The sequence below is a fragment of the Tomitella fengzijianii genome (assembly GCF_007559025.1).
Classification (GTDB): Bacteria; Actinomycetota; Actinomycetes; order Mycobacteriales; family Mycobacteriaceae; genus Tomitella; species Tomitella fengzijianii.
On record NZ_CP041765.1, the window covers coordinates 1,612,500 to 1,631,892 of the forward strand.

General features: G+C 70.7%; 18 protein-coding genes. 15 read left to right on the forward strand and 3 right to left on the reverse strand.

All coding sequences use genetic code 11. The features are described from left to right. The first annotated feature begins 77 nt into the window (after positions 1 to 77). Entirely contained in the window at positions 78 to 377 is a 300-nt protein-coding gene (locus FO059_RS07390; protein ID WP_143907642.1) for a thiamine-binding protein, read from the forward strand. A gap of 110 nt (positions 378 to 487) precedes the next feature. Continuing rightward, entirely contained in the window at positions 488 to 1,633 is a 1,146-nt protein-coding gene (locus FO059_RS07395; protein WP_143907645.1) for an IS30 family transposase, read from the forward strand. Here FO059_RS07395 and FO059_RS07400 read toward each other — a convergent pair. From FO059_RS07400 to FO059_RS07410, 3 genes are all read right to left on the reverse strand, one after another. Next, positions 1,601 to 2,635, reverse strand: a complete 1,035-nt coding sequence (locus tag FO059_RS07400) for an IS30 family transposase (protein WP_143905932.1) — start codon at positions 2,633 to 2,635, stop codon at positions 1,601 to 1,603. The two genes, FO059_RS07395 and FO059_RS07400, sit on opposite strands and share 33 nt — an antisense overlap. Positions 2,636 to 2,868: 233 nt before the next feature. Then, entirely contained in the window at positions 2,869 to 3,603 is a 735-nt protein-coding gene (locus FO059_RS07405; protein ID WP_143907647.1) for a PIG-L deacetylase family protein, read from the reverse strand. 39 nt (positions 3,604 to 3,642) lie between these two features. After that, entirely contained in the window at positions 3,643 to 4,236 is a 594-nt protein-coding gene (locus tag FO059_RS07410; RefSeq protein ID WP_143907649.1) for a histone deacetylase, read from the reverse strand. Positions 4,237 to 4,345: 109 nt separating this feature from the next. On the opposite strand from FO059_RS07410, the gene FO059_RS07415 reads away from it, so the two are divergent. From FO059_RS07415 to nuoK, 13 genes are all read left to right on the forward strand, one after another. Further along, complete coding sequence (locus tag FO059_RS07415) at positions 4,346 to 6,343, forward strand: ATP-binding cassette domain-containing protein (RefSeq protein ID WP_143907651.1); 1,998 nt, start codon at positions 4,346 to 4,348, stop codon at positions 6,341 to 6,343. A gap of 87 nt (positions 6,344 to 6,430) precedes the next feature. After that, on the forward strand, positions 6,431 to 7,783 hold the full coding sequence (locus tag FO059_RS07420) for a glutaminase (RefSeq protein WP_143907653.1): 1,353 nt from the start codon (positions 6,431 to 6,433) through the stop codon (positions 7,781 to 7,783). A 174-nt stretch (positions 7,784 to 7,957) separates the two neighbouring features. After that, positions 7,958 to 8,344 (forward strand): hypothetical protein, encoded by a 387-nt coding sequence (locus tag FO059_RS07425; RefSeq protein WP_143910537.1) that lies wholly within the window; start codon positions 7,958 to 7,960, stop codon positions 8,342 to 8,344. A 236-nt stretch (positions 8,345 to 8,580) separates the two neighbouring features. After that, positions 8,581 to 8,958, forward strand: a complete 378-nt coding sequence (locus tag FO059_RS07430) for an NADH-quinone oxidoreductase subunit A (RefSeq protein WP_143907655.1) — start codon at positions 8,581 to 8,583, stop codon at positions 8,956 to 8,958. Positions 8,959 to 9,037: 79 nt separating this feature from the next. Further along, a complete protein-coding gene (locus FO059_RS07435; protein WP_143907657.1) occupies positions 9,038 to 9,592 on the forward strand; it encodes a NuoB/complex I 20 kDa subunit family protein in 555 nt (184 codons plus the stop codon). After that, positions 9,589 to 10,284: an NADH-quinone oxidoreductase subunit C gene (locus FO059_RS07440; protein WP_143907659.1), complete on the forward strand. Its 696-nt coding sequence runs from the start codon at positions 9,589 to 9,591 to the stop codon at positions 10,282 to 10,284. The genes FO059_RS07435 and FO059_RS07440 overlap by 4 nt, the downstream gene beginning before the upstream one ends. Then, complete coding sequence (gene nuoD, locus FO059_RS07445; RefSeq protein WP_143907661.1) at positions 10,284 to 11,594, forward strand: NADH dehydrogenase (quinone) subunit D; 1,311 nt, start codon at positions 10,284 to 10,286, stop codon at positions 11,592 to 11,594. Before FO059_RS07440 ends, nuoD begins: the two co-directional genes overlap by 1 nt. Then, the gene (nuoF, locus tag FO059_RS07450; protein ID WP_143907663.1) at positions 11,591 to 13,780 is read left to right on the forward strand and encodes an NADH-quinone oxidoreductase subunit NuoF; all 2,190 of its coding nucleotides are present in this window, start codon (positions 11,591 to 11,593) and stop codon (positions 13,778 to 13,780) included. Before nuoD ends, nuoF begins: the two co-directional genes overlap by 4 nt. After that, positions 13,777 to 16,239 carry an NADH-quinone oxidoreductase subunit G gene (locus FO059_RS07455; protein WP_143907665.1) on the forward strand — a complete coding sequence of 821 codons (2,463 nt, stop codon included), beginning with the start codon at positions 13,777 to 13,779 and terminating at the stop codon, positions 16,237 to 16,239. Before nuoF ends, FO059_RS07455 begins: the two co-directional genes overlap by 4 nt. Further along, positions 16,239 to 17,603 carry an NADH-quinone oxidoreductase subunit NuoH gene (gene nuoH / locus FO059_RS07460; RefSeq protein ID WP_143907667.1) on the forward strand — a complete coding sequence of 455 codons (1,365 nt, stop codon included), beginning with the start codon at positions 16,239 to 16,241 and terminating at the stop codon, positions 17,601 to 17,603. The genes FO059_RS07455 and nuoH overlap by 1 nt, the downstream gene beginning before the upstream one ends. Next, the gene (gene nuoI, locus FO059_RS07465) at positions 17,596 to 18,126 is read left to right on the forward strand and encodes an NADH-quinone oxidoreductase subunit NuoI (RefSeq protein WP_143907669.1); all 531 of its coding nucleotides are present in this window, start codon (positions 17,596 to 17,598) and stop codon (positions 18,124 to 18,126) included. Before nuoH ends, nuoI begins: the two co-directional genes overlap by 8 nt. 17 nt (positions 18,127 to 18,143) lie before the next feature. Then, the gene (locus tag FO059_RS07470; RefSeq protein ID WP_143910538.1) at positions 18,144 to 19,058 is read left to right on the forward strand and encodes an NADH-quinone oxidoreductase subunit J; all 915 of its coding nucleotides are present in this window, start codon (positions 18,144 to 18,146) and stop codon (positions 19,056 to 19,058) included. Continuing rightward, entirely contained in the window at positions 19,055 to 19,354 is a 300-nt protein-coding gene (gene nuoK / locus FO059_RS07475; protein WP_143907671.1) for an NADH-quinone oxidoreductase subunit NuoK, read from the forward strand. Before FO059_RS07470 ends, nuoK begins: the two co-directional genes overlap by 4 nt. The last annotated feature ends 39 nt before the right edge of the window (positions 19,355 to 19,393 follow it).

Here is a 19,393-nt window from a genome sequence, read left to right on the forward strand (position 1 = left end):
GCGGCGGTCCAGCCCGATCGGACGGGGACCGCCGGAGCCGGCGGCAGGGGCGGCGCCCCGCGGCCTACGCTGGGCCCATGTTGTTCGCATTCTCCGTGGCCCCCACCGTCAGCGCCGCCGAGGACGGCTCGGTGAGCGAAGCGGTGGCCGCCGCGATACAGGTGGTCCGCGCCTCCGGCATCCCGCACCGCACCGATTCCATGTTCACCACGCTCGAGGGCGAATGGGACGAGTGCATGGCCGTGGTCAAGCGGGCGTGCGAGGTGGTGGGCGAGCACAGTCCGCGGGTGAGCCTCGTGCTCAAGGCGGACCTGCGCCCCGGCCGCACCGGCGAGCTCGACGGTAAGGTGGAGAGGGTCGAGCGGCTGCTGGGATGAATACTCGGCCCACGGCCCCATGAGTGTCCGTGTGACACACGATCACCATTCTGTGCGGGGCGGAGTCATACGGTCAGAGCAACATTTGCCTGACTGGAAGGACCCATCGGATGGCTTCGTCGTTGAGGAAGCATCGGAAAGTGTTGCGGCTGATCTGTTCCGGGATGTTCCTGAATCATGCGGCGCACGAGACCGGAATGTCATGGAACGGCGTCAGGCACGTGTACCGGCGCTACGGGGGTCCGCCGTTGCAGGTCGGCCGGAGCCGCGGCAGCCTGGCAACCACGCCGGACTTCACGCGTCCGGCCGGACCCCATCGGGGGCTGTCGTACACCGAGAGGGTGCGGATCATGATCGGCTTGGATTTCGGGGTATCCAAAGCCGAGATGGCCCGCAGGATCGGCCGGCACCGCTCGATCATCACCCGTGAGCTGGCACGCAACACAGGCCCGAACGGCGACTACAACGCAGACATCGCGCATGCATGGGCGGCGCACCGGGCTCGCCGGCCGAGGACATTCAAATTGAAAGACCATCCCTTGTGCCGGCAGATCTCGGACTGGATCGAAGATGGCTGGTCTCCGAAGCTGATCTCGCGGATGCTCAAGTTCATGTACCCCGACGATCCGAGTAGACAGGTCTCACACGAGACGATCTACCAGTGTCTTTACGTTCAGACACGTGGAAGTCTGCGCGCTGACCTGGCTCGCCGTTTGTCGACGCGACGCACGAAGCGAAAGCCGCGCAACCGGGTCGAGCGTCGCGGTAAGCCGTACGAGGACGCCTTCAAAATCAGCGAGAGGCCGGCTGAGGCCGCCGATCGTGCGGTGCCCGGTTACTGGGAGGGAGACCTCATCGTGGGCGCCAAATGCGGCAGCGCAATCGGCACGCTGGTCGAGCGCGCGACACGGTTCACGATCTTGCTGCACCTTCCTGACGACCACGGTGCCGATGCGGTCGCATCAGCGATGATCACGGCGATGAGTGAGCTGCCCGAGCATCTGCGGCGCACGGTCACCTGGGACCGCGGGGTTGAGATGGCCTCGCACGAGCGGATCAGGATGGCACTCGGTTCGCCTGTGTACTTCTGCGACCCGCATAAGCCTTGGCAGCGAGGCACCAACGAGAACACCAACCGGCTGCTACGGCACTGGTTCGAAAAGGGCACCGATCTGAGCGTGCATGACGCGGCCGAGCTCAAGCGCGTCCAAGACCTGGCAGTGTCAACTCGTGGAAGCAATCGGCTCGGCCAGTAGCTTCGTGAACACCTCCCGCGGGGTGAGGAAGCCGAGTACCGCGCGTGGCCGGTCGTTGAGCTCGTCGGCGATCGTGTCCAGGTAGGGCTGGTGGTCGGTGATCTCGATGCCCTTCGGCAGGTACTCGCGGATCAGCCCGTTCGTGTTCTCGTTGGTGCCGCGCTCCCACGGCGAGTGCGGATGAGCGAAGTACACCTTCAGGTCCGTGGCCGTGGTCAGCGCGGCATGCCGGGCCATCTCGGTCCCCTGATCCCAGGTCAGGGAACCGAGGATGTGCCGGGGCATGCCGCTGACCGTATCGATGAGCACATCTGCGAGGCCGTCGGCGTTCTTACCTGCGGGAAGACCGCAGATCAGGGTGAACCTGCTGGTGCGCTCGACCAAGGTGGCGGCCGCGGACTTGCCGCCCTTCCCGATGATCAGATCGCCTTCCCACGATCCAGGAACCCTGCGGTCGGAGGCCTGCTCGGGCCGGTCGTCGATCGAGACCATGCCGACGATCTTCGCGCCGGTGCGCTCGCCGAGCGCCTTACGGGGCTTGCGGCGGGTGCGCTTGGAGCGCAACAGGATCCCGGACTTGGCGAGCTCGCCCTTGGGCAGCGCGTAGATCCACTGGTAGATGGCCTCGTGTGAGATGGTTCGGCCTCCGGCGTCAGGGGAATGCACCATGGTGTCCACGCTGTCGTCGGTAGCTTCACGGTGCAACCTGCCGGCGATCTGGCGGGGCGTGCGTGAGTGGCGCAGATCGGTGCGGACCCGCAGCTCAAGCTGCGGGTCCGCGTCGATCTTGCGGGTCTGTGGTCTGCTACGGCGCCCTCGTGCTGCGCGGTCGGCGGCCACTGGCCGGTAGCCGCCGGCCGCGCTGGCGTTGCGTTTGCGTTCGCGCCAGATCACCGTCGGGTTCCGGCCGATGTCCTCACCGATCTCCGCGTCGGACAGACCGGCCTTGATCCCGACCGCGATCTGCACTCTGTCGTCCAGCGTCAGCTGCCGCCGCCCCAACCCACCACTCCTACCGTGTCACCAGCATCATTGCTACGACGCTATGACACCGCCCCTGCTCAACACTCGACCGCGCCCGACGCTCGACTACGACACCCCCGCGCAGCGGATGGCGGCGCTCATGGCTTGATTACGACACTGTTGCCCGCACGACTTGACTCCACCCGGGGTGAATGCGGGAAAACCACCATCCGAGGGCCTCAGAATGTGAAGTTCGTGTCATCCCGCCCGGATCACCCCATCCGGATCGCGCGCACCGGCAGGGCACGCTCGACGCCGGCCGCGGCACCGCCGTCGGCGGTGATCTGATTGATCATCTCGCCAGGCGCCATGTGGTCGGGCAACGCGGCCAGGTAAACCTTGTGCGCCTCCAGCGAGGCGATCCCCTTCTTCACCGAGGCCTCGCTGAGCGGAACCGCGTGGGTGCCGGCGGGCCCGGTGACGAGCAGCCACTTGGTGGCCCATGCCTCGAGTCCGTCCTCGGTGGTCTGCTCACGGAACACCCAGGGGTTGTCGGCGTCGCGCAGCGCGTCGACGGTGGCGATGCCGGTGTGCCGGTGGTCCACGTGGTTGAGTCCCCAGCGGGCCTCCAGCTCCCATGTCTGGGCGACGACGGCATCCGGCCGGAACTCGCGGATGCGGCGGGCGATGGCTTCGCGTACGGAGATGTCCGCCGGTACGAGTCCGTCCGGGAAGTCCAGGATGGTCAGCTGGTCCACGCCCACGATGGCGCAGGCATCGCGCTGCTCCTCGGCGCGCAGGGGGCCGACCTCTTCCGGCGCGCGGTCGCGGATTCCGGCCTCGCCCGCGGTGAGCAGCAGGTAGGCGACCTCCACTCCTCGGGACGTCCACTCCGCGACGGCGGCGGAGCCTCCGTATTCCATGTCGTCAGGGTGGGCGACGACGCACAGGACGCGGTGGATGCCGGTGTCGTCGAAGATCTCCAGGGGCGCGTGGGGTGCAGTCATGGCATCAACCTACCGGCGGCGCCGCGGACGCGACGACGATCAGCGGCCCTGCCTGCAGACTCGCTGGAAGTACTCGTCGCAGCGCGCACGGTCCCAGCCGCGCGACTCGCGCAGGCCTTCGGCGAGCATGGCCAGGTACGGCTCGCCGGGTGGTGAGTGCGGAACCGCCGCGGCGGCATGCGGTGCGGTGATGGTGAGCATCCGCAGGCCATCGAGGCGGCCGACGTCGACGATGGTCTCGTAGTGTCCGGTCCCGATGACGTGGCGTCCCCCGTGCAGGCCGGCGAGCACGACCGCCTCGAGTGGATCGTCCGGCTGCGGCACCCGGTGCATCTCCTGGGCCGCGATGTCGACGAACTGACCGACGGTGACCAGGTAGGCCCGGGCGGGCGTGGGGCCCGCGGTCTCGTGGTCGTAGAAGGCCATGCCGCCGCCCCAGGTCTGCGATTCGCCGGCGAAGTAGATGCGGCCCGGGAGCGTGACGGCGGTGTCGCGTGCCGGTGGGGTGCGGTCGCGGGCGCCCACGTGGTGCACCTGGCCGCCGACGGGCCGGCCGCCCTCGAGGTAGCACCGCAGCCGTGCGGCGCTCATGTTCGAGCCGTAGCCGACGTACCAGATCGGATTCCGTGCCATCGCCGCCATTGTGCCCGCAGGCGGCTGTCGCGGGCGCACGGCCGGGCGCTTTGCTGCGCGTCCTGCGCATCCACCCCGGGTGCAGTGCGGCCGGGCGTAAGGTTCGACCATGGAACCTGGCTCGGGCGACGGGCCGTCCGGTCCCGAGCGGGTGATCGTGCTCGGCGGGGATCGGGTGCGGATCGGCCGCGGTGCGGACAACGACGTGGTGATGGACGATCTGACCGTCTCCCACCGGCACGCCGAGCTGCGGCCGCGCCCCGGGGGCGGGTCGCGAATCCGCTACGAGATCGTCGACCTGCACACCGACGGCGGCACCTACCTCAACGGGGGTCCGGTGGAGAGGGCCGACGTCCGCGACGGCGACGTCATCGGCATCGGGCATGCCACGTTCGTACTCGACGGCACACGTCTGACGGAGTTCGACGACGCGGCCGGGGTGTGGCTGGAGGTCGAGGGCCTGGTGGTCACCGCCGCCGATGACGGTCACCGCCTGCTGGACTCCGTGTCGTTCCCCGTTCCCGAACGCTGCCTCGTGGGGGTGATCGGGCCCAGCGGCGCGGGCAAGTCGACGCTGCTCAGCGCCCTCACCGGGCAGTTGGACGCGGACGAGGGGCGCGTGCTGTACGACGGCCGCGACCTGCACCGCGACTATGCGGAGCTGCGCCAGCGGATCGGTGTGGTGCCGCAGCAGGACATTCTGCACGTGCACCTGCCGTTGCGCCGGGCGCTGGGTTTCGCCGCGCGCCTGCGATTCTCCCGGGACACCACCGCCGACGAGCGTGACGCCCGGGTGGATGCGGTGATCGCCGCGCTGGGCATTGCCGGACGGGAGGATCAGCGCATCGTCACGCTCTCCGGCGGCCAGCGCAAGCGCGTCAGCGTCGCGTTGGAGCTGCTCACCAAGCCGTCGCTGCTGCTGCTGGACGAGCCCACCTCGGGGCTGGACCCGGGCATGGACCGCTCGATGATGATGCTGCTGGCCGGTCTGGCGCACGAGGGGCGCACGGTCATCGTGGTGACGCACAGCGTGCTGAACCTGCAGTTCTGCGACAGGCTTCTGGTGATGGCGCCGGGCGGCAGGGTGGCGTACTACGGGCCGCCCGAGCAGACCCTGCGTTTCCTCGGCTTCGACTCGTGGCCGGAGGCGTTCGACGCGTTCCAGAACGACGGCGTGCGCGATTGGGCGGGGGAGTACCGCGCCTCGGAGCTGCACGCCGGCTATGTGAGCGGCCCCGGGGGGCGTGGCGAGGGGGACGCGATGAGCGCGCCGGCGCGCAGGCTCACGGTGCGTCGGTGGATCGGGCTGGCGCGCACCCTGGTGGCCAGGTACGTGGCGGCGATCGCCTCGGATCGGATGTTCCTCGCGATCATGGCGGCACTGCCGATAGTGCTCGGCGCGATGGCGCGGGCGCTGGCGGGACAGGCGCTCGACGCCGAGCACACGGTGAACACGGTGCTGATCATCTGCGTCGGCGCGGTGCTGACCGGGACGGCCAATTCGGTGCGCGAGCTGGTCAAGGAGAGACCGATCTACCGCCGCGAACGCGCAGTGGGGCTGCCGCGGTCCGCCTATCTGACCTCCAAGGTGCTGGTGCTGGGGACGATCAGCGTGGTCCAGGCTCTGGTGCTCACCGCGGTGGCGGTGGCCGGAGTGCACGTGGATCCGCTGGGGTTCGGCGGCGTGTGGGGGCAGGTGCACCTGGAGTTGCTGATCATCGCGGCGGCGTTGGCGTTCACCGCGATGATGGGCGGGCTCGTGGTGTCGGCGCTCGTGGGCCGCGAGGAGGTGACGATGCCGCTGCTGGTGCTCATCGCCATCGTGCAGGTGATCTTCTGCGGCGCGCTGCTGCCGCTGTACTCGATACCCGGGCTGGCGGAGATCTCCTGGTTCGTCCCGGCACGGTGGGCGCTGGGCGCCATGGCCGGCACGCTGCACCTGCAGGAACTGCTGCCCGGAAAGTTCGGCGACGACCCGCTGTTCGCGTCCGACGTGGGTTCGTGGGTGATGGACCTCGGCATCCTCGCCGCGTTGTCGGTGACGGCCGGGGGCGTGGTGTATTGGTTGCTGCGCAGGCAGGAGCCGGCGGTGATGCGGCGCCGATGACGGCGCGTATCCGGGGGCCACCGAGGGGCGGGGGTGAATGTGATCGTGACGCCGCTGCAACGGGGCGCAGGGCGATAGGCTCGGCACATGCGATCGCCGATCCACGAGTACCTCACCGAATTGCTGCAATCGTGCGAGGTCGTCCAGGGCGGCGCGCCCGCGTCCTACATCCCGGAGCTCGCCGAGGCGGACCCGTCGCAGTTCGCGATCGGCCTGTCGGCGGTGGACGGCGCCGTGTACTGCGCCGGCGACGCGGAGGTGGAGTTCACCATCCAGTCGATCTCCAAGCCGTTCGTCTACGGGTTCGCGCTCGAGGACCTCGGCCCGGAGAAGGTATGGGACGCGGTGGACGTGGAGCCCTCGGGGGACGCGTTCAACGAGCTGTCGCTGGAACCGGAGACCGGCCGTCCGATGAACCCGATGATCAATGCCGGCGCGCTGGCCACCCACGCGCTGCTGCTCCCCGGGGGCGGGGTGGACGCGCGCGTGGAGCGGATCCGTTCCGGATTGTCGGCGCTGGCGGGGCGCGAGCTCGAGATCGACGAGCAGGTCTACCACTCCGAGATGGAGACCGCGTACCGCAATCGGGCGCTGGCGAACATGCTGCGCAGCGCGGGCAACGTGGACCTGGAGCCGCTGCAGCTGGTTCGCGGCTACACCCGGCAGTGCGCGGTGCGCGTGACCACCCGCGACCTCGCCATCATGGCCGCCACGCTGTCCAACGGCGGGGTGCAGCCCTGGACGGGCGAGCGGGTGTTCTCGGCGCGCGTGGTGCGCCAGGTGCTCACCGTCATGACCACTTGCGGCATGTACGACTCGGCGGGCGACTGGCTCTCCACCGTGGGCATCCCGGCGAAGAGCGGCGTGGGCGGCGGCATCATCGGCGTGCTGCCCGGCCAGGCGGGGATCGCGACGTTCTCGCCGCCGCTGGACACGCACGGCAACAGCGTGCGCGGGGTCGGCGTGTTCGAGCGGATGACGGAGGACATGGGCCTGCACCTGATGTCGGTCCCGCCGCCTGCGCGCTCGGTGCTCCGCGACGACGGCGAGATCACGACGGCCGACGGCGGCAGGGTGGGCATCTACGCGCTCCAGGGCGCCATCCAGTTCGCGGGCGCCGAATGGATCGCGCGGCACCTCGAGCAGTTCCCGCCGGAGTCGCCCACCGTGGCCTGGGACCTCTCGCGCACCTACTCCGTCAACAAGGTGGCGCGCAGGCTGCTGCTGGAGATCGCGCGCGGGCTCGAGGACGACGGCCGCACCGTCGTGCTGATCGATCCGGACGGGGTGATCGCGGACCCGGTGATCGGCGACGGGCGGCGGCTGCGCGTGGTGGATTCGCTCGCCGGGATCGTCGGCGAGGAGGCGCTGCGCGTGCCTGCCTATTACACGAGCCCCAGCGTGGACACCCCGACGCCCGACGTCACCACGGTCGAATAGCGGGGAATGGCGAGGGCCTCGGCGGTTTTCGGCAATCGGGCCGGCCGGGCGTGCGCCGTGGGTAGCATCGGCGGCGTGAAGTGGAAGCGCGCCGCGAGGTCCTCTGCCGGCGGTGGACCGCGGCCGGGCCCGGGGGCCGGAGCCGATGGGGCGGGCACCGCGCGCCGCGCCCGCGTGCTGGTCTACAGCAGCGACCACACGACGCGCGCCGCGGTCGTGGACGCCATCGGCACCCGGCCGTCGCCCGATCTGCCCGAGGTCTCGTTCCTCGAGGTGGCCACGGCGCCGATGGTGCTCCGGCACATGGACGCGGGGGGCATCGACGTGGTGGTCCTCGACGGCGAGGCGTCGCCGGCGGGCGGACTGGGGCTCGCGCGTCAGCTCAAGGACGAGATCGACGAGTGTCCGCCGGTGCTGGTCCTCCTCGGCCGGCGCGCGGACGCGTGGCTGGCGGAATGGTCGCACGCCGAGGCCGCGGTGGTGCACCCGCTGGACCCGTTCGACGTCGCCGATGCAGCGGTGCGTCTGCTGCGCTCGATGGTCGGTTCCGCCGCCGGTTGAGTTCCGCGGTCGCGCTCGTCCGACCTCCTCACACGCCGTGCCGTGGAAAACGAAACACCTCGGCGGAGTTCGTGAGTAGGGTGAGTCCCAGGTCACACATGAGTCCTGGATCACTCGGCCGATCCGCCCTCCGCGCAACCCGATGCATGCGGATGCGGATCCGGCGATGATGCGGATCGGGTTGCGGCCCAGGGTTTTCCGGTGCGCCGCGGCGGAGCGAGAGGAGGTGCCGTGCGATGAACGCATACGTGCCGATCCTCGTGATCGGGGCCATCGCGCTCGCCTTCGCCGTGTTCTCGGTGGGGGTCGCGTCCTTCATCGGCCCGCGGCGCTACAACCGGGCCAAGCTCGAGGCCTACGAGTGCGGCATCGACCCCATCTCGCACCAGTCGGGCGAGCCGGGCGCGGCGGCCGGCCAGCGCGTGTCGGTGAAGTTCTACCTCACGGCGATGCTCTTCATCATCTTCGATATCGAGATCGTGTTCCTCTACCCGTGGGCTGTGCACTTCGACGCGCTCGGGTACTTCGGGCTTGCCGCGATGGCGTTGTTCATCGTCAACGTCTCGGTGGCGTACGCGTACGAGTGGCGACGCGGGGGTCTGAGATGGGCGTGATCGGAGCGGCGGGGACGTCGCGCAGCATCCCGCGGTCGCGGAATGGTATCGGATCGGGCACGGACGGAGGCGTCGGCTGATGGGACTCGAGGAACAGGTGCCCAGCGGGATCCTGCTGTCGACCGTCGAGGCGGTGGCGGGCTATGCGCGCAAGGGTTCGCTGTGGCCGGCGACGTTCGGGCTTGCGTGCTGCGCCATCGAGATGATGGGCACCGCCGCCGGCCGTTTCGACATCGCACGCTTCGGAATGGAGCCGTTCCGCGCGTCGCCCCGGCAGGCGGACCTGATGATCGTCGCCGGGCGGGTCAGCCAGAAGATGGCCCCGGTGCTCCGGCAGGTGTACGACCAGATGCCCGAGCCCAAGTGGGTGCTGTCGATGGGCGTGTGCGCCTCGTCGGGCGGGATGTTCAACAACTATGCGATCGTGCAGGGCGTCGACCACGTGGTTCCCGTCGACATCTACCTGCCGGGTTGCCCGCCGCGCCCCGAGATGCTGCTCAACGCCATCATCACGCTGCACGAGCAGATCGGCCGGATGCCCTTGGGCGTCAACCGCGAGCAGGCGGTGCGGGCCGCGGAGGAGGCGGCGCTCGCCTCACCCACCACGCTCGAGCTCAAGGGGATGCTGCGTTGACCGGCGGCCGGCTGCCGGGCGGCGCCACCGGCGGGGGGATCGGGGCGGAGCGGCGCGGCCTGTTCGGCGTGCGCGGCTCCGGCGACACCTCCGGCTACGGGCGGCTGGTGCGCAGGGTGCCGGCCCCGCCTGCGGCGGAGCGTCCGTACGGCCGGTGGTTCGACGACGCGGCCGGCGCGCTGGCGGAGGGGCTGGAGCGACTGGGCGGCGCGTTCGACGACGCGGTGGAGGCCGTGACGACGGAGTTCGGCGAACTGACGCTGTATGTGCGCCGCGACCACCTGCCCCTGGTGGCGCAACTGCTGCGCGACGACACGGCCCTGCGCTTCGAGCTGTGCCTGGGGGTGTCGGGCGTGCATCACCCGGAGCAGGCGGGGCGCGAGCTGCACGCGGTCTACCACCTCCAGTCGATCACGCTGGGCCGGCGGGTGCGCCTGGAGGTGGAGGCGCCGGACGCCGACCCGCACATCCCCACGCTGACGGGCGTGTACCCGACCACCGACTGGCACGAACGCGAGACCTACGACTTCTTCGGTCTGATCTTCGACGGGCATCCTGCTCTCACCCGGATCGAGATGCCCGACGACTGGGAGGGGCACCCGCAGCGCAAGGACTACCCCCTGGGCGGGATCCCCGTCGAGTACCACGGCGCGCAGATTCCGCCGCCCGAGTCGAGGAGGTCCTACAACTGATGGCCGACGGGGCGACCACGCACAGGTCCGGTTCCTTCACCTCCGCGGGCGGGGACTGGGACGAGGTGGCGGACGCGATCCGCGATTCCGGCGACGAGCACATCGTGGTGAACATGGGCCCGCAGCACCCGTCCACGCACGGCGTGCTGCGGCTGATCCTCGAGCTCGACGGGGAGACGGTCGTGGAGGCCCGGTGCGGCGTCGGATATCTGCATACCGGGATCGAGAAGAACCTCGAGTTCCGGAACTGGACGCAGGGCGTCACCTTCGTCACCCGCATGGACTACCTGGCGCCGTTGTTCAACGAGGCCGCCTACTGCCTGGGGGTGGAGAAGCTCCTCGGCGTCACCGGCGACATCCCGGAGCGCGCGAACGTGCTGCGGGTGCTGCTCATGGAGCTCAACCGGATCTCCTCGCACATGGTGGCGCTGGGCACCGCGGGCATGGAGATGGGCGCGGTGACGGTGATGATCTTCGGCTTCCGCGAACGCGAGCTGGTCATGGACGTCTTCGAGGAGATCACCGGGCTGCGGATGAACCACAACTACATCCGTCCCGGCGGCGTCAGCCGCGACATGCCGGAGTCCGCCGTTCCGCTGATCCGCCGGCTTATCGAGATCCTGCCCGGGAGGATCGACCAGCTGGAGAAGCTGCTCACCGACAACCCCATCTGGCGGGGCCGCAACGAAGGCATCGGATACCTGGACCTGTCCGGGTGCATGGCGCTCGGTATCACCGGGCCGGTGCTGCGGGCCACGGGGCTGCCGCACGATCTCCGCCGTAGCGAGCCGTATTGCGGGTACCAGGACTACGAGTTCGAGACGGTCACCGACCGCGGCTGCGACTGCTTCGGCCGGTACCTGATCCGCATCGGCGAGATGCGCGAGTCGCTCAGGATCATCGAGCAGTGCCTGGACAGGCTGCGGCCGGGGCCGGTGATGATCGAGGACAGGAAGCTGGCCTGGCCCGCCGACCTGCAGGTGGGCGACGACGGCATCGGCCAGTCCCGCGAGCACGTGCGGCACATCATGGAGTCGTCGATGGAAGGCTTGATCCACCACTTCAAGCTGGTGACGGAGGGGTTCCGGGTCCCCGCGGGGCAGGTGTACACGGCGGTGGAATCGCCGCGCGGCGAGCTGGGCGTGCACATGGTCTCCGACGGTGGCACCCGCCCGTACCGGGTGCACTTCCGCGACCCGTCGTTCACCAATCTGCAAGCGGTGGCGGCGATGTGCGAGGGCGGCATGGTCTCCGACGTCATCGCGTCCGTCGCCAGCATCGACCCGGTGATGGGGGGAGTGGACCGATGACGATCCAGCACCGGTCCTACGTGGACCGTTCCGGGGCCGCGGGTTCCGCCCGCGGCGCACCCCCGGGGCGGAGCTCCTACGCCAGCGGCTCCGCGCCGATCGGGGGGCCGGTGCCCGTCCGCATCGGGCGTGCCGCCACCGAGGACGGCCGGTTGGTCAAGCCGGGCGCGCGCGCGAGCTACGACGCGGAGACGCTGCGACGCCTGGACGCGGACGCCGCGACGATCATCGCCCGCTACGCCGACCCGGCCGCCGCGGATCCGGACGGCGGCATCGTGCCCGAGCGGTCGGCGCTGATCCCGCTGCTGCACCTGGTCCAGTCCGAGGACGGTCACCTCACCCCGGCGGGCATCGAGTTCTGCGCCCGGCACCTGGACCTCGCCACCGCGGAGGTCACCGCCGTGGCCAGCTTCTACTCGATGTACCGCCGCAATCCCACCGGCACCCACCTCGTGGGTGTGTGCACCAACGCGCTGTGCGCCACGCTCGGCGGCGACGAGATCCTCGCGGCGCTGCGGCGGCACCTCGGCGTGGGCGCGGGCCCCGGTGACACCACGGACGACGGCGCCGTCACCGTGGAACCCATCGAATGCAACGCCGCCTGCGACTTCGCCCCGGTGGTGATGGTCGATTGGGAGTTCTTCGACGATCAGACGCCCCGGTCGGCCGTGGACCTGGTCGACCGGCTGCGTGCGGGCGAGACGGTGACGCCGTCGCGCGGGGCCCCGTTGAGCGGGTTCCGCGCCACCTGCCGCACGCTCGCGGGGTTCGCCGACGAACGTCCCGGCGCGCTCGAGGCGGGCGGCGCCGCGGGGCACGCGTCCGTTGCGGGACTCAGGCTGACCCGCGACGGAGCAGAGCCGGTTACGACGGGACTGGTCCCCGTGCTCAGCGAGGGGTGGGACGACGACGCCCCCTGGACTCTGGACGGCTACCGGGAGCGCGGAGGGTACGAGGGCCTGCGCGCCGCGCTGGCCATGACGCCGGACGAGGTCGTCACCGCCGTGAGCGACTCGGGCCTCCGGGGGCGCGGCGGCGCGGGATTCCCCACCGGCCGCAAGTGGTCGTTCATCCCGCAGGGGCCCGGTCCCGACGGCCGGACCAAGCCGCACTACCTGGTGGTCAACGCCGACGAGTCCGAGCCGGGCACGTGCAAGGACATCCCGATGATGCTCGCCAACCCGCATGCGCTGGTGGAGGGCGCCGTCATCTCCTGCTACGCGTTCCGGGCACAGCGCGCGATCATCTACCTGCGCGGCGAGGTGGTGCCGGTGCTGCGCCGCCTGCGCGCGGCCGTGGACGAGGCCTACGCGGCCGGGTATCTGGGCCGGGACATCCTCGGCAGCGGTTTCGACCTGGAACTGATGGTGCATGCCGGCGCGGGCGCCTACATCTGCGGCGAGGAGACGGCCCTGCTCGACTCGCTCGAGGGCAAGCGCGGCCAGCCGCGGCTGCGCCCGCCGTTCCCCGCGGTGGAGGGGCTGTACGCGTGCCCCACCGTGGTCAACAACGCCGAGTCCATCGCGTCGGTGCCCTCGATCCTGCGCCGCGGCGTCGACTGGTTCCGCTCCATGGGCAGTGAGAAGTCGCCCGGCTTCACGCTGTACTCGCTGTCCGGCCACGTGGTGCGCCCCGGCCAGTACGAGGCGCCGATGGGGATCACGCTGCGCGAGCTGCTCGACTACGCGGGCGGCGTCCGCGCGGGGCACCGGCTCAAGTTCTTCACCCCCGGCGGCTCCTCCACGCCCATCCTCACCGCCGAGCACCTGGACCTGCCGCTGGACTACGAGGGCATGGCGGAGGCCGGCTCGATGCTGGGCACCAAGGCGCTGCAGATCTTCGACGACACCACCTGCGTTCTGCGGACCGTTCTGCGCTGGTCCGAGTTCTACAAGCACGAGTCCTGCGGCAAGTGCACGCCGTGCCGGGAGGGCACCTATTGGCTGGTGCAGCTGATGGAGCGGCTCGAGGACGGGCGCGGCACCGAGGATGATCTGGACAAGCTGCTGGACCTGTCCGACAACATCCTCGGCCGTGCGTTCTGCGCGCTCGGCGACGGCGCCACCAGTCCCATCACCTCGTCCATCCAGTACTTCCGGGACGAGTACATCGCCCACCTCACGCACGGCGGGTGCCCGTTCGACCCGGCCGACGCGACGGTGTTCAGGGGAGGCGATCGCGCATGACGGCACCACAGGGCGCCGCCCCGCAGCCCACGGTGACCTTCACCATCGACGGCCGCGAGCTGACGGTGCCGAAGGGCACGCTGGTGATCCGGGCGGCCGAGAGCATCGGCATCGAGATCCCGCGGTTCTGCGACCACCCGCTGCTCGATCCGGTGGGGGCGTGCCGCCAGTGCCTCGTCGACGTCGAGGGACAGCGTAAGCCGCTCGCGTCGTGCACCACCGTCGCCGCCGACGGCATGGTGGTGCGCACGCAGGAGACGTCGCCGGTGGCGGACAAGGCGCAGCGCGGGGTGATCGAGTTCCTGCTGATCAACCACCCGCTGGACTGCCCGGTGTGCGACAAGGGCGGCGAGTGCCCGCTGCAGAACCAGGCGCTGGAACACGGCGATCCGGAGACGCGTTTCGGCCTGCTCAAGCGCGAGTACCCGAAGCCGATCAACCTGTCCGCACAGATCCTCCTGGACCGCGAACGCTGCGTGCTGTGTGCGCGGTGCACGCGGTTCTCCGAGCAGATCGCGGGCGACCCGTTCATCGACATGCTCGAGCGGGGCGCCCTGCAGCAGGTGGGGGTCTATGGCAAACAGCCGCTGGACTCGTACTTCTCCGGGAACACCGTGCAGATCTGCCCCGTGGGGGCGCTCACCGACGTGGATTACCGCTTCCGGTCGCGCCCGTTCGACCTGGTCTCCACGCCGTCGGTGTGCGAACACTGCGCCTCGGGCTGCGCGCAGCGCACCGACCACCGGCGCGGCACGGTCCTGCGCAGGTATGCGGGCGAGGACCCGGAGGTCAACGAGGAGTGGAACTGCGACAAGGGCCGGTTCGCGTTCGCCTACACGTCGGAACCCGACAGGATCACCGGCCCGCTGGTGCGTGGCGACGACGGCGAACTGGCCCCTGCCTCGTGGCCGGCGGCGGTACGCGCCGCGGCGAAGGGCCTCGCCGATGCGGCGGCCGCGGGCGTGCTCGTCGGCGGGCGCAGCACGTGGGAGGACGCCTACGCCTACGCCAAGTTCGCGCGGGTGGTCCTGGGCACCGACGACATCGACCACAGGGTGCGTGCGCACAGCGACGAGGAACTGGATTTCCTGGCGCAGCGCGTCGCCGGGCGGCGCCTCCAGGTCACCTACGCAGACCTGGAGTCCGCGCCCGTGGTGGTGCTCGCGGGCTTCGAACCTGAAGAGGAATCGCCCATCGTCTACCTGCGGCTGCGTAAGGCCGCCCGCACGCGGCGCATGCCCGTCTACTCGCTCGCCCCGTTCGCCTCGGCGGGGCTGCGGCGGATGAACGGGCGCCTGCTCGAGACGGCCCCCGGACGCGAGCACATCGTGCTCGACGGCATCGCCGCGGGCGCCTACGACGACGTCGGCACGCTGCTGCGCAGCCCCGGAGCGGTGATCCTCGGCGGCGAGCGGCTGGCGTCGGCGCCGGGTGCGCTCACCGCCGCGTGCCGCCTGGCCGACGCCACCGGCGCACGTCTCGCGTGGATTCCGCGGCGCGCGGGCGAACGCGGCGCCGTCGAGGCGGGCACCCTGCCGGGTCTCCTCCCCGGCGGCCGCCGGCTGGCCGAGCCGGACCACCGCCGACAGGTGGCCGCGTACTGGGGGATCGACGCACTGCCCACCGGGCCCGGCCGCGACACGGCGGGAATCCTCGCTGCCGCGCGCGACGGCGAGGTCGACGCGCTGCTGGTGGGCGGCGTGGACCCCGACGACCTGCCCGACGCCCACGGCGCGCGCGAGGCGCTGGAGCGGTGCGGATTCGTGGTCAGCCTGGAGATGCGGCGCAGCGCGGTGACCGATGCGGCCGACGTGGTCCTGCCCGTCGCGCCCGCGCAGAACAAGGCGGGGACGTTCCTCGACTGGGAGGGCCGGGGCCGGCTCTTCGACGTGTCGCTAACGGAGCCCGGCCTGCTGCCCGATTTGCGGATCCTGCACATCCTTGCCGGCCGGATGGGCGCGGACCTGGGACTGCCGCATGTGGGGGCCGCGCGCGCCGAGCTCGCTGCGCTGGGCACCGCGGCACCGGGCGCTGCGGAGCCGCGCTCAGGGGCGGGCGTTGCCAGTGCCCGCGCTGCGGCGCCGGACCTCGGGACTCGTGCGACCGGGGGCTCGGGCGGGGGAGGCGGCGCCCCGGAGCCGGGGCAGGCGGTGCTGTCCACCTGGCGGATGCTGCTCGACCAGGGGCGCATGCAGGACGGGCGGCCGAACCTGGCCGCGACCGCGCGCCGTCCGGTGGTCCGGCTTTCGGCCGGCACGGCCCGGCAGATCGACGCGTCCGAGGGAGACCAGGTCACCGTGTCGACGTCGCGCGGCGCGGTGACGCTGCCGTTGGCGATCACCGCGATGCCGGACGGGACGGTGTGGCTGCCGATGAACTCGCCCGGCAGCGCCGTCTACCCGGTGCTGGGGGCGGCGCCCGGCAGCATGGTCGGGATCCGTGGCGGAGGTGCGTCGTGATGGTCGTGGGGAAGGCACCGGATTCCGTGCGCGTGCACGCGGCGGACAAGTTCACCGACCTGTCCGACTTCGGCCGTGACCCCTGGTGGCTGATCCTCGCCAAGGCGATCATCATCTTCGCGTTCCTGGTGCTCACCGTGCTGGTGGCCATCCTGATCGAGCGCAAGATCATGGCCTACATGCAGAACCGGGTGGGCCCCAACCGGTGGGGGCCGTGGGGGTCGTTGCAGAGCCTGGCGGACGGTATCAAGCTGGCGCTCAAGGAGGGCATCGTCCCCGCCATGGTCGACCGGCCGGTGTACTTCCTGGCGCCGGTCATCGCGGTGGTGCCGGCCATCATGGCCTTCGCGGTGATCCCCTTCGGGCCCGAGGTCTCGGTGTTCGGCCACCACACCCCGCTGCAGCTCACCGACCTTCCGGTGGCGGTCCTCTACATCCTCGCCGTCACCTCGGTGGGCGTGTACGGGATCGTCCTGGCCGGGTGGTCGTCGGGGTCCACCTACCCGCTGCTGGGCGGGCTGCGGTCGACAGCGCAGGTCATCTCCTACGAGATCGCGATGGGCCTCACCTTCGCGGCCGTCTTCCTCGCGGCGGGGACGCTGTCGACGTCCGGGATCATCGCCGCGCAGGGCCGGTTCTGGTACATCCTCCTGCTGTTCCCGTCGTTCGTCATCTACCTGGTGTCCATGGTGGGGGAGACCAACCGTGCCCCGTTCGACCTGCCCGAGGCCGAGGGCGAGCTGGTGGGCGGATTCCACACCGAGTACTCGTCGCTGCGTTTCGCCATGTTCATGCTGGCCGAGTACGTCAACATGACCACCGTCTCCGCGCTGGCGGTCACGATGTTCCTGGGCGGCTGGCAGGCGCCGTGGCCGCTGAGCCTGTGGGCCGGAGCCAACAGCGGCTGGTGGCCGGTGCTCTGGTTCGTCATCAAGATCTGGCTGCTGCTGTTCCTGTTCATCTGGCTGCGGTCGACGCTCCCGCGGTTCCGCTACGACCAGTTCATGAACCTGGGCTGGAAGGTGCTCATCCCGGCCGCGCTGCTGTGGGTGATGCTCGTCGCCGCCTACCGCGCACTGCGCGAGGACGGCAGGGACGGGGCGGCGATCGTGCTGATCGTGTGCGGGATCGTCATCGCGATCGCCGTCGCCGTCGCCGTGCATCGGCATTTTTCGGCCGCGCGCGCGGTGGTGCGGGCAGGCGGGCCGGCGCCGACGGGCGTCGAGCCGGCGGCGGGCGGGTTCCCGGTGCCGCCGCTGCCCGAAAGGCGGGCGGACCGGGCACTGCAGGGTCGCGCGCCGGGCGGGGACGCGCCCGGCGGCGGCCCGGGATCGGAGAGCCGGAAGGAGAGCAGCGATGTCTGACCTGGGTGGGATGTTCGAGGGCCTCGGAGTCACCTTCGCGACGATGTTCGCGGAGCCGAACACCGAGTTCTATCCGGAGGAGAAGCGCACCCTGGCGGCCGGATACCACGGCCGCCACCAGCTCAACAGGTACGCCGACGGCCTGGAGAAGTGCATCGGGTGCGAGCTGTGCGCGTGGGCGTGCCCGGCCGACGCGATCTACGTCGAAGGCTCCGACAACACCGACGACGAGCGCTACTCGCCGGGTGAGCGGTACGGCAGCGTCTACCAGATCAACTACCTGCGCTGCATCGGGTGCGGCCTGTGCGTGGAGGCGTGCCCCACCCGCGCGCTGACGATGATCCCCGACTACGAGATGGCCGATACCGACCGCGGCGCGCTCATCTACGGCAAGGACCGTCTGCTGGCGCCGCTCGAGGAGGGCATGGAGCCGCCGCCGCACCCGATGGCCCCCGGGTCGACGGACGAGGACTACTACCGGGGGGCGATCGGTCCCGTCGACGGGCCGGAGGCGGCGCGGTGACGCCCGTGCAGGCCGCGGTGTTCGCCGCCGGTGCGGGGGGCGCCGACTCTTCCGCGGTCGACGTTTCGGGCACCACCTCGACGGGCGAGGCTGTTCTGTTCTGGATCCTCGCCACCGTCGCGGTGATCGCGGCCCTGGGCGTGGTGGCATCCGCGCGCGCCGTCTACTCGGCGCTGTTCCTGGCGCTGACGATGATCATCATGGCCGTCTTCTACATCGCGCAGGGTGCGCTGTTCCTGGGCGTCGTCCAGGTGGTCGTGTACACGGGCGCGGTCATGATGCTGTTCCTGTTCGTACTCATGCTCGTCGGCATCTCCTCCGAGGAGTCGCTGGTGGAGACGATCAGAGGCCAGCGGGCGGCGTCGATCCTGGTGGGGATCGGCTTCGGGGCGCTGCTGGTCGGCGGCATCGGCCACGCGGTCGCGGCCATGGGCCCCGGGGGCACGGGTGCGCCGGGGCCCGGCGGCGAGCGGCACATCGACGCCCTCGCCGACCTGATCTTCGACCGCTACCTGTGGGCGTTCGAACTCACCGGGGCGCTGCTGATCACCGCGACGGTGGGCGCGATGATCCTGGCGCACCGCGAGCAGCTGGGGCCCGTGCGCACGCAGCGCGAGCGTTCACGCGAGCGGTTCCGCACCGGGCGGCACATGACCCCGCTGCCGCCGCCGGGCGTCTACGCGCGCGACAACGCCGTCGACTCGCCGGCGCGGCTCCCCGACGGGACCTACTCGGAGCTCTCGGTCAGCTCCGTCCTGCGCGCCGGGCACACGATCGTCGGCCCGCGCCGCGGCGGCCGGACCGGTGACGCGGTGGATTCCGGCGGGTCCACCGACGAGCCGCAGGCCGTGGGCGACACGGCGCACGGCGCCATCGGCCCCGGCCACGGCCCCGGTTCCGCGGCCGGCGGAGGGGAGGTGCCGGCGTCATGAACCCCGACAACTACCTGTATCTGGCCGCCATCCTGTTCACGATCGGCGCGGTGGGAGTGCTGGTGCGGCGCAACGCGCTGGTGGTGTTCATGTGCGTCGAGCTCATGCTCAACTCCGCGAACCTCGCGTTCGTGACGTTCTCGCGCAGGCTGGGGAACCTCGACGGGCAAGTGCTCGCCTTCTTCACCATGGTCGTCGCGGCGGCCGAGGTGGTGGTGGGGCTGGCGATCATCATGACCGTGTTCCGGACGCGCCGCAGCACGTCCGTCGACGAGACCGACGAGCTGAGGGGGTGACGGCGCGATGACGGTGATGGACTCCGCGGCCGGCGGCGC

What these genes read in the sequence shown, in the direction of transcription:
- FO059_RS07415 (WP_143907651.1), top strand. Translation starts at nt 4,346, where the DNA reads ATGGAACCTGGCTCGGGCGACGGGCCGTCCGGTCCCGAGCGGGTGATC.
- nuoD (WP_143907661.1), top strand. Translation starts at nt 10,284, where the DNA reads ATGGCCGACGGGGCGACCACGCACAGGTCCGGTTCCTTCACCTCCGCG.
- nuoI (WP_143907669.1), top strand. Translation starts at nt 17,596, where the DNA reads ATGTCTGACCTGGGTGGGATGTTCGAGGGCCTCGGAGTCACCTTCGCG.
- FO059_RS07455 (WP_143907665.1), top strand. Translation starts at nt 13,777, where the DNA reads ATGACGGCACCACAGGGCGCCGCCCCGCAGCCCACGGTGACCTTCACC.
- nuoF (WP_143907663.1), top strand. Translation starts at nt 11,591, where the DNA reads ATGACGATCCAGCACCGGTCCTACGTGGACCGTTCCGGGGCCGCGGGT.
- nuoH (WP_143907667.1), top strand. Translation starts at nt 16,239, where the DNA reads ATGGTCGTGGGGAAGGCACCGGATTCCGTGCGCGTGCACGCGGCGGAC.
- FO059_RS07420 (WP_143907653.1), top strand. Translation starts at nt 6,431, where the DNA reads ATGCGATCGCCGATCCACGAGTACCTCACCGAATTGCTGCAATCGTGC.
- nuoK (WP_143907671.1), top strand. Translation starts at nt 19,055, where the DNA reads ATGAACCCCGACAACTACCTGTATCTGGCCGCCATCCTGTTCACGATC.
- FO059_RS07410 (WP_143907649.1), bottom strand. Translation starts at nt 4,236, where the DNA reads ATGGCACGGAATCCGATCTGGTACGTCGGCTACGGCTCGAACATGAGC.
- FO059_RS07430 (WP_143907655.1), top strand. Translation starts at nt 8,581, where the DNA reads ATGAACGCATACGTGCCGATCCTCGTGATCGGGGCCATCGCGCTCGCC.
- FO059_RS07390 (WP_143907642.1), top strand. Translation starts at nt 78, where the DNA reads ATGTTGTTCGCATTCTCCGTGGCCCCCACCGTCAGCGCCGCCGAGGAC.
- FO059_RS07395 (WP_143907645.1), top strand. Translation starts at nt 488, where the DNA reads ATGGCTTCGTCGTTGAGGAAGCATCGGAAAGTGTTGCGGCTGATCTGT.
- FO059_RS07435 (WP_143907657.1), top strand. Translation starts at nt 9,038, where the DNA reads ATGGGACTCGAGGAACAGGTGCCCAGCGGGATCCTGCTGTCGACCGTC.
- FO059_RS07405 (WP_143907647.1), bottom strand. Translation starts at nt 3,603, where the DNA reads ATGACTGCACCCCACGCGCCCCTGGAGATCTTCGACGACACCGGCATC.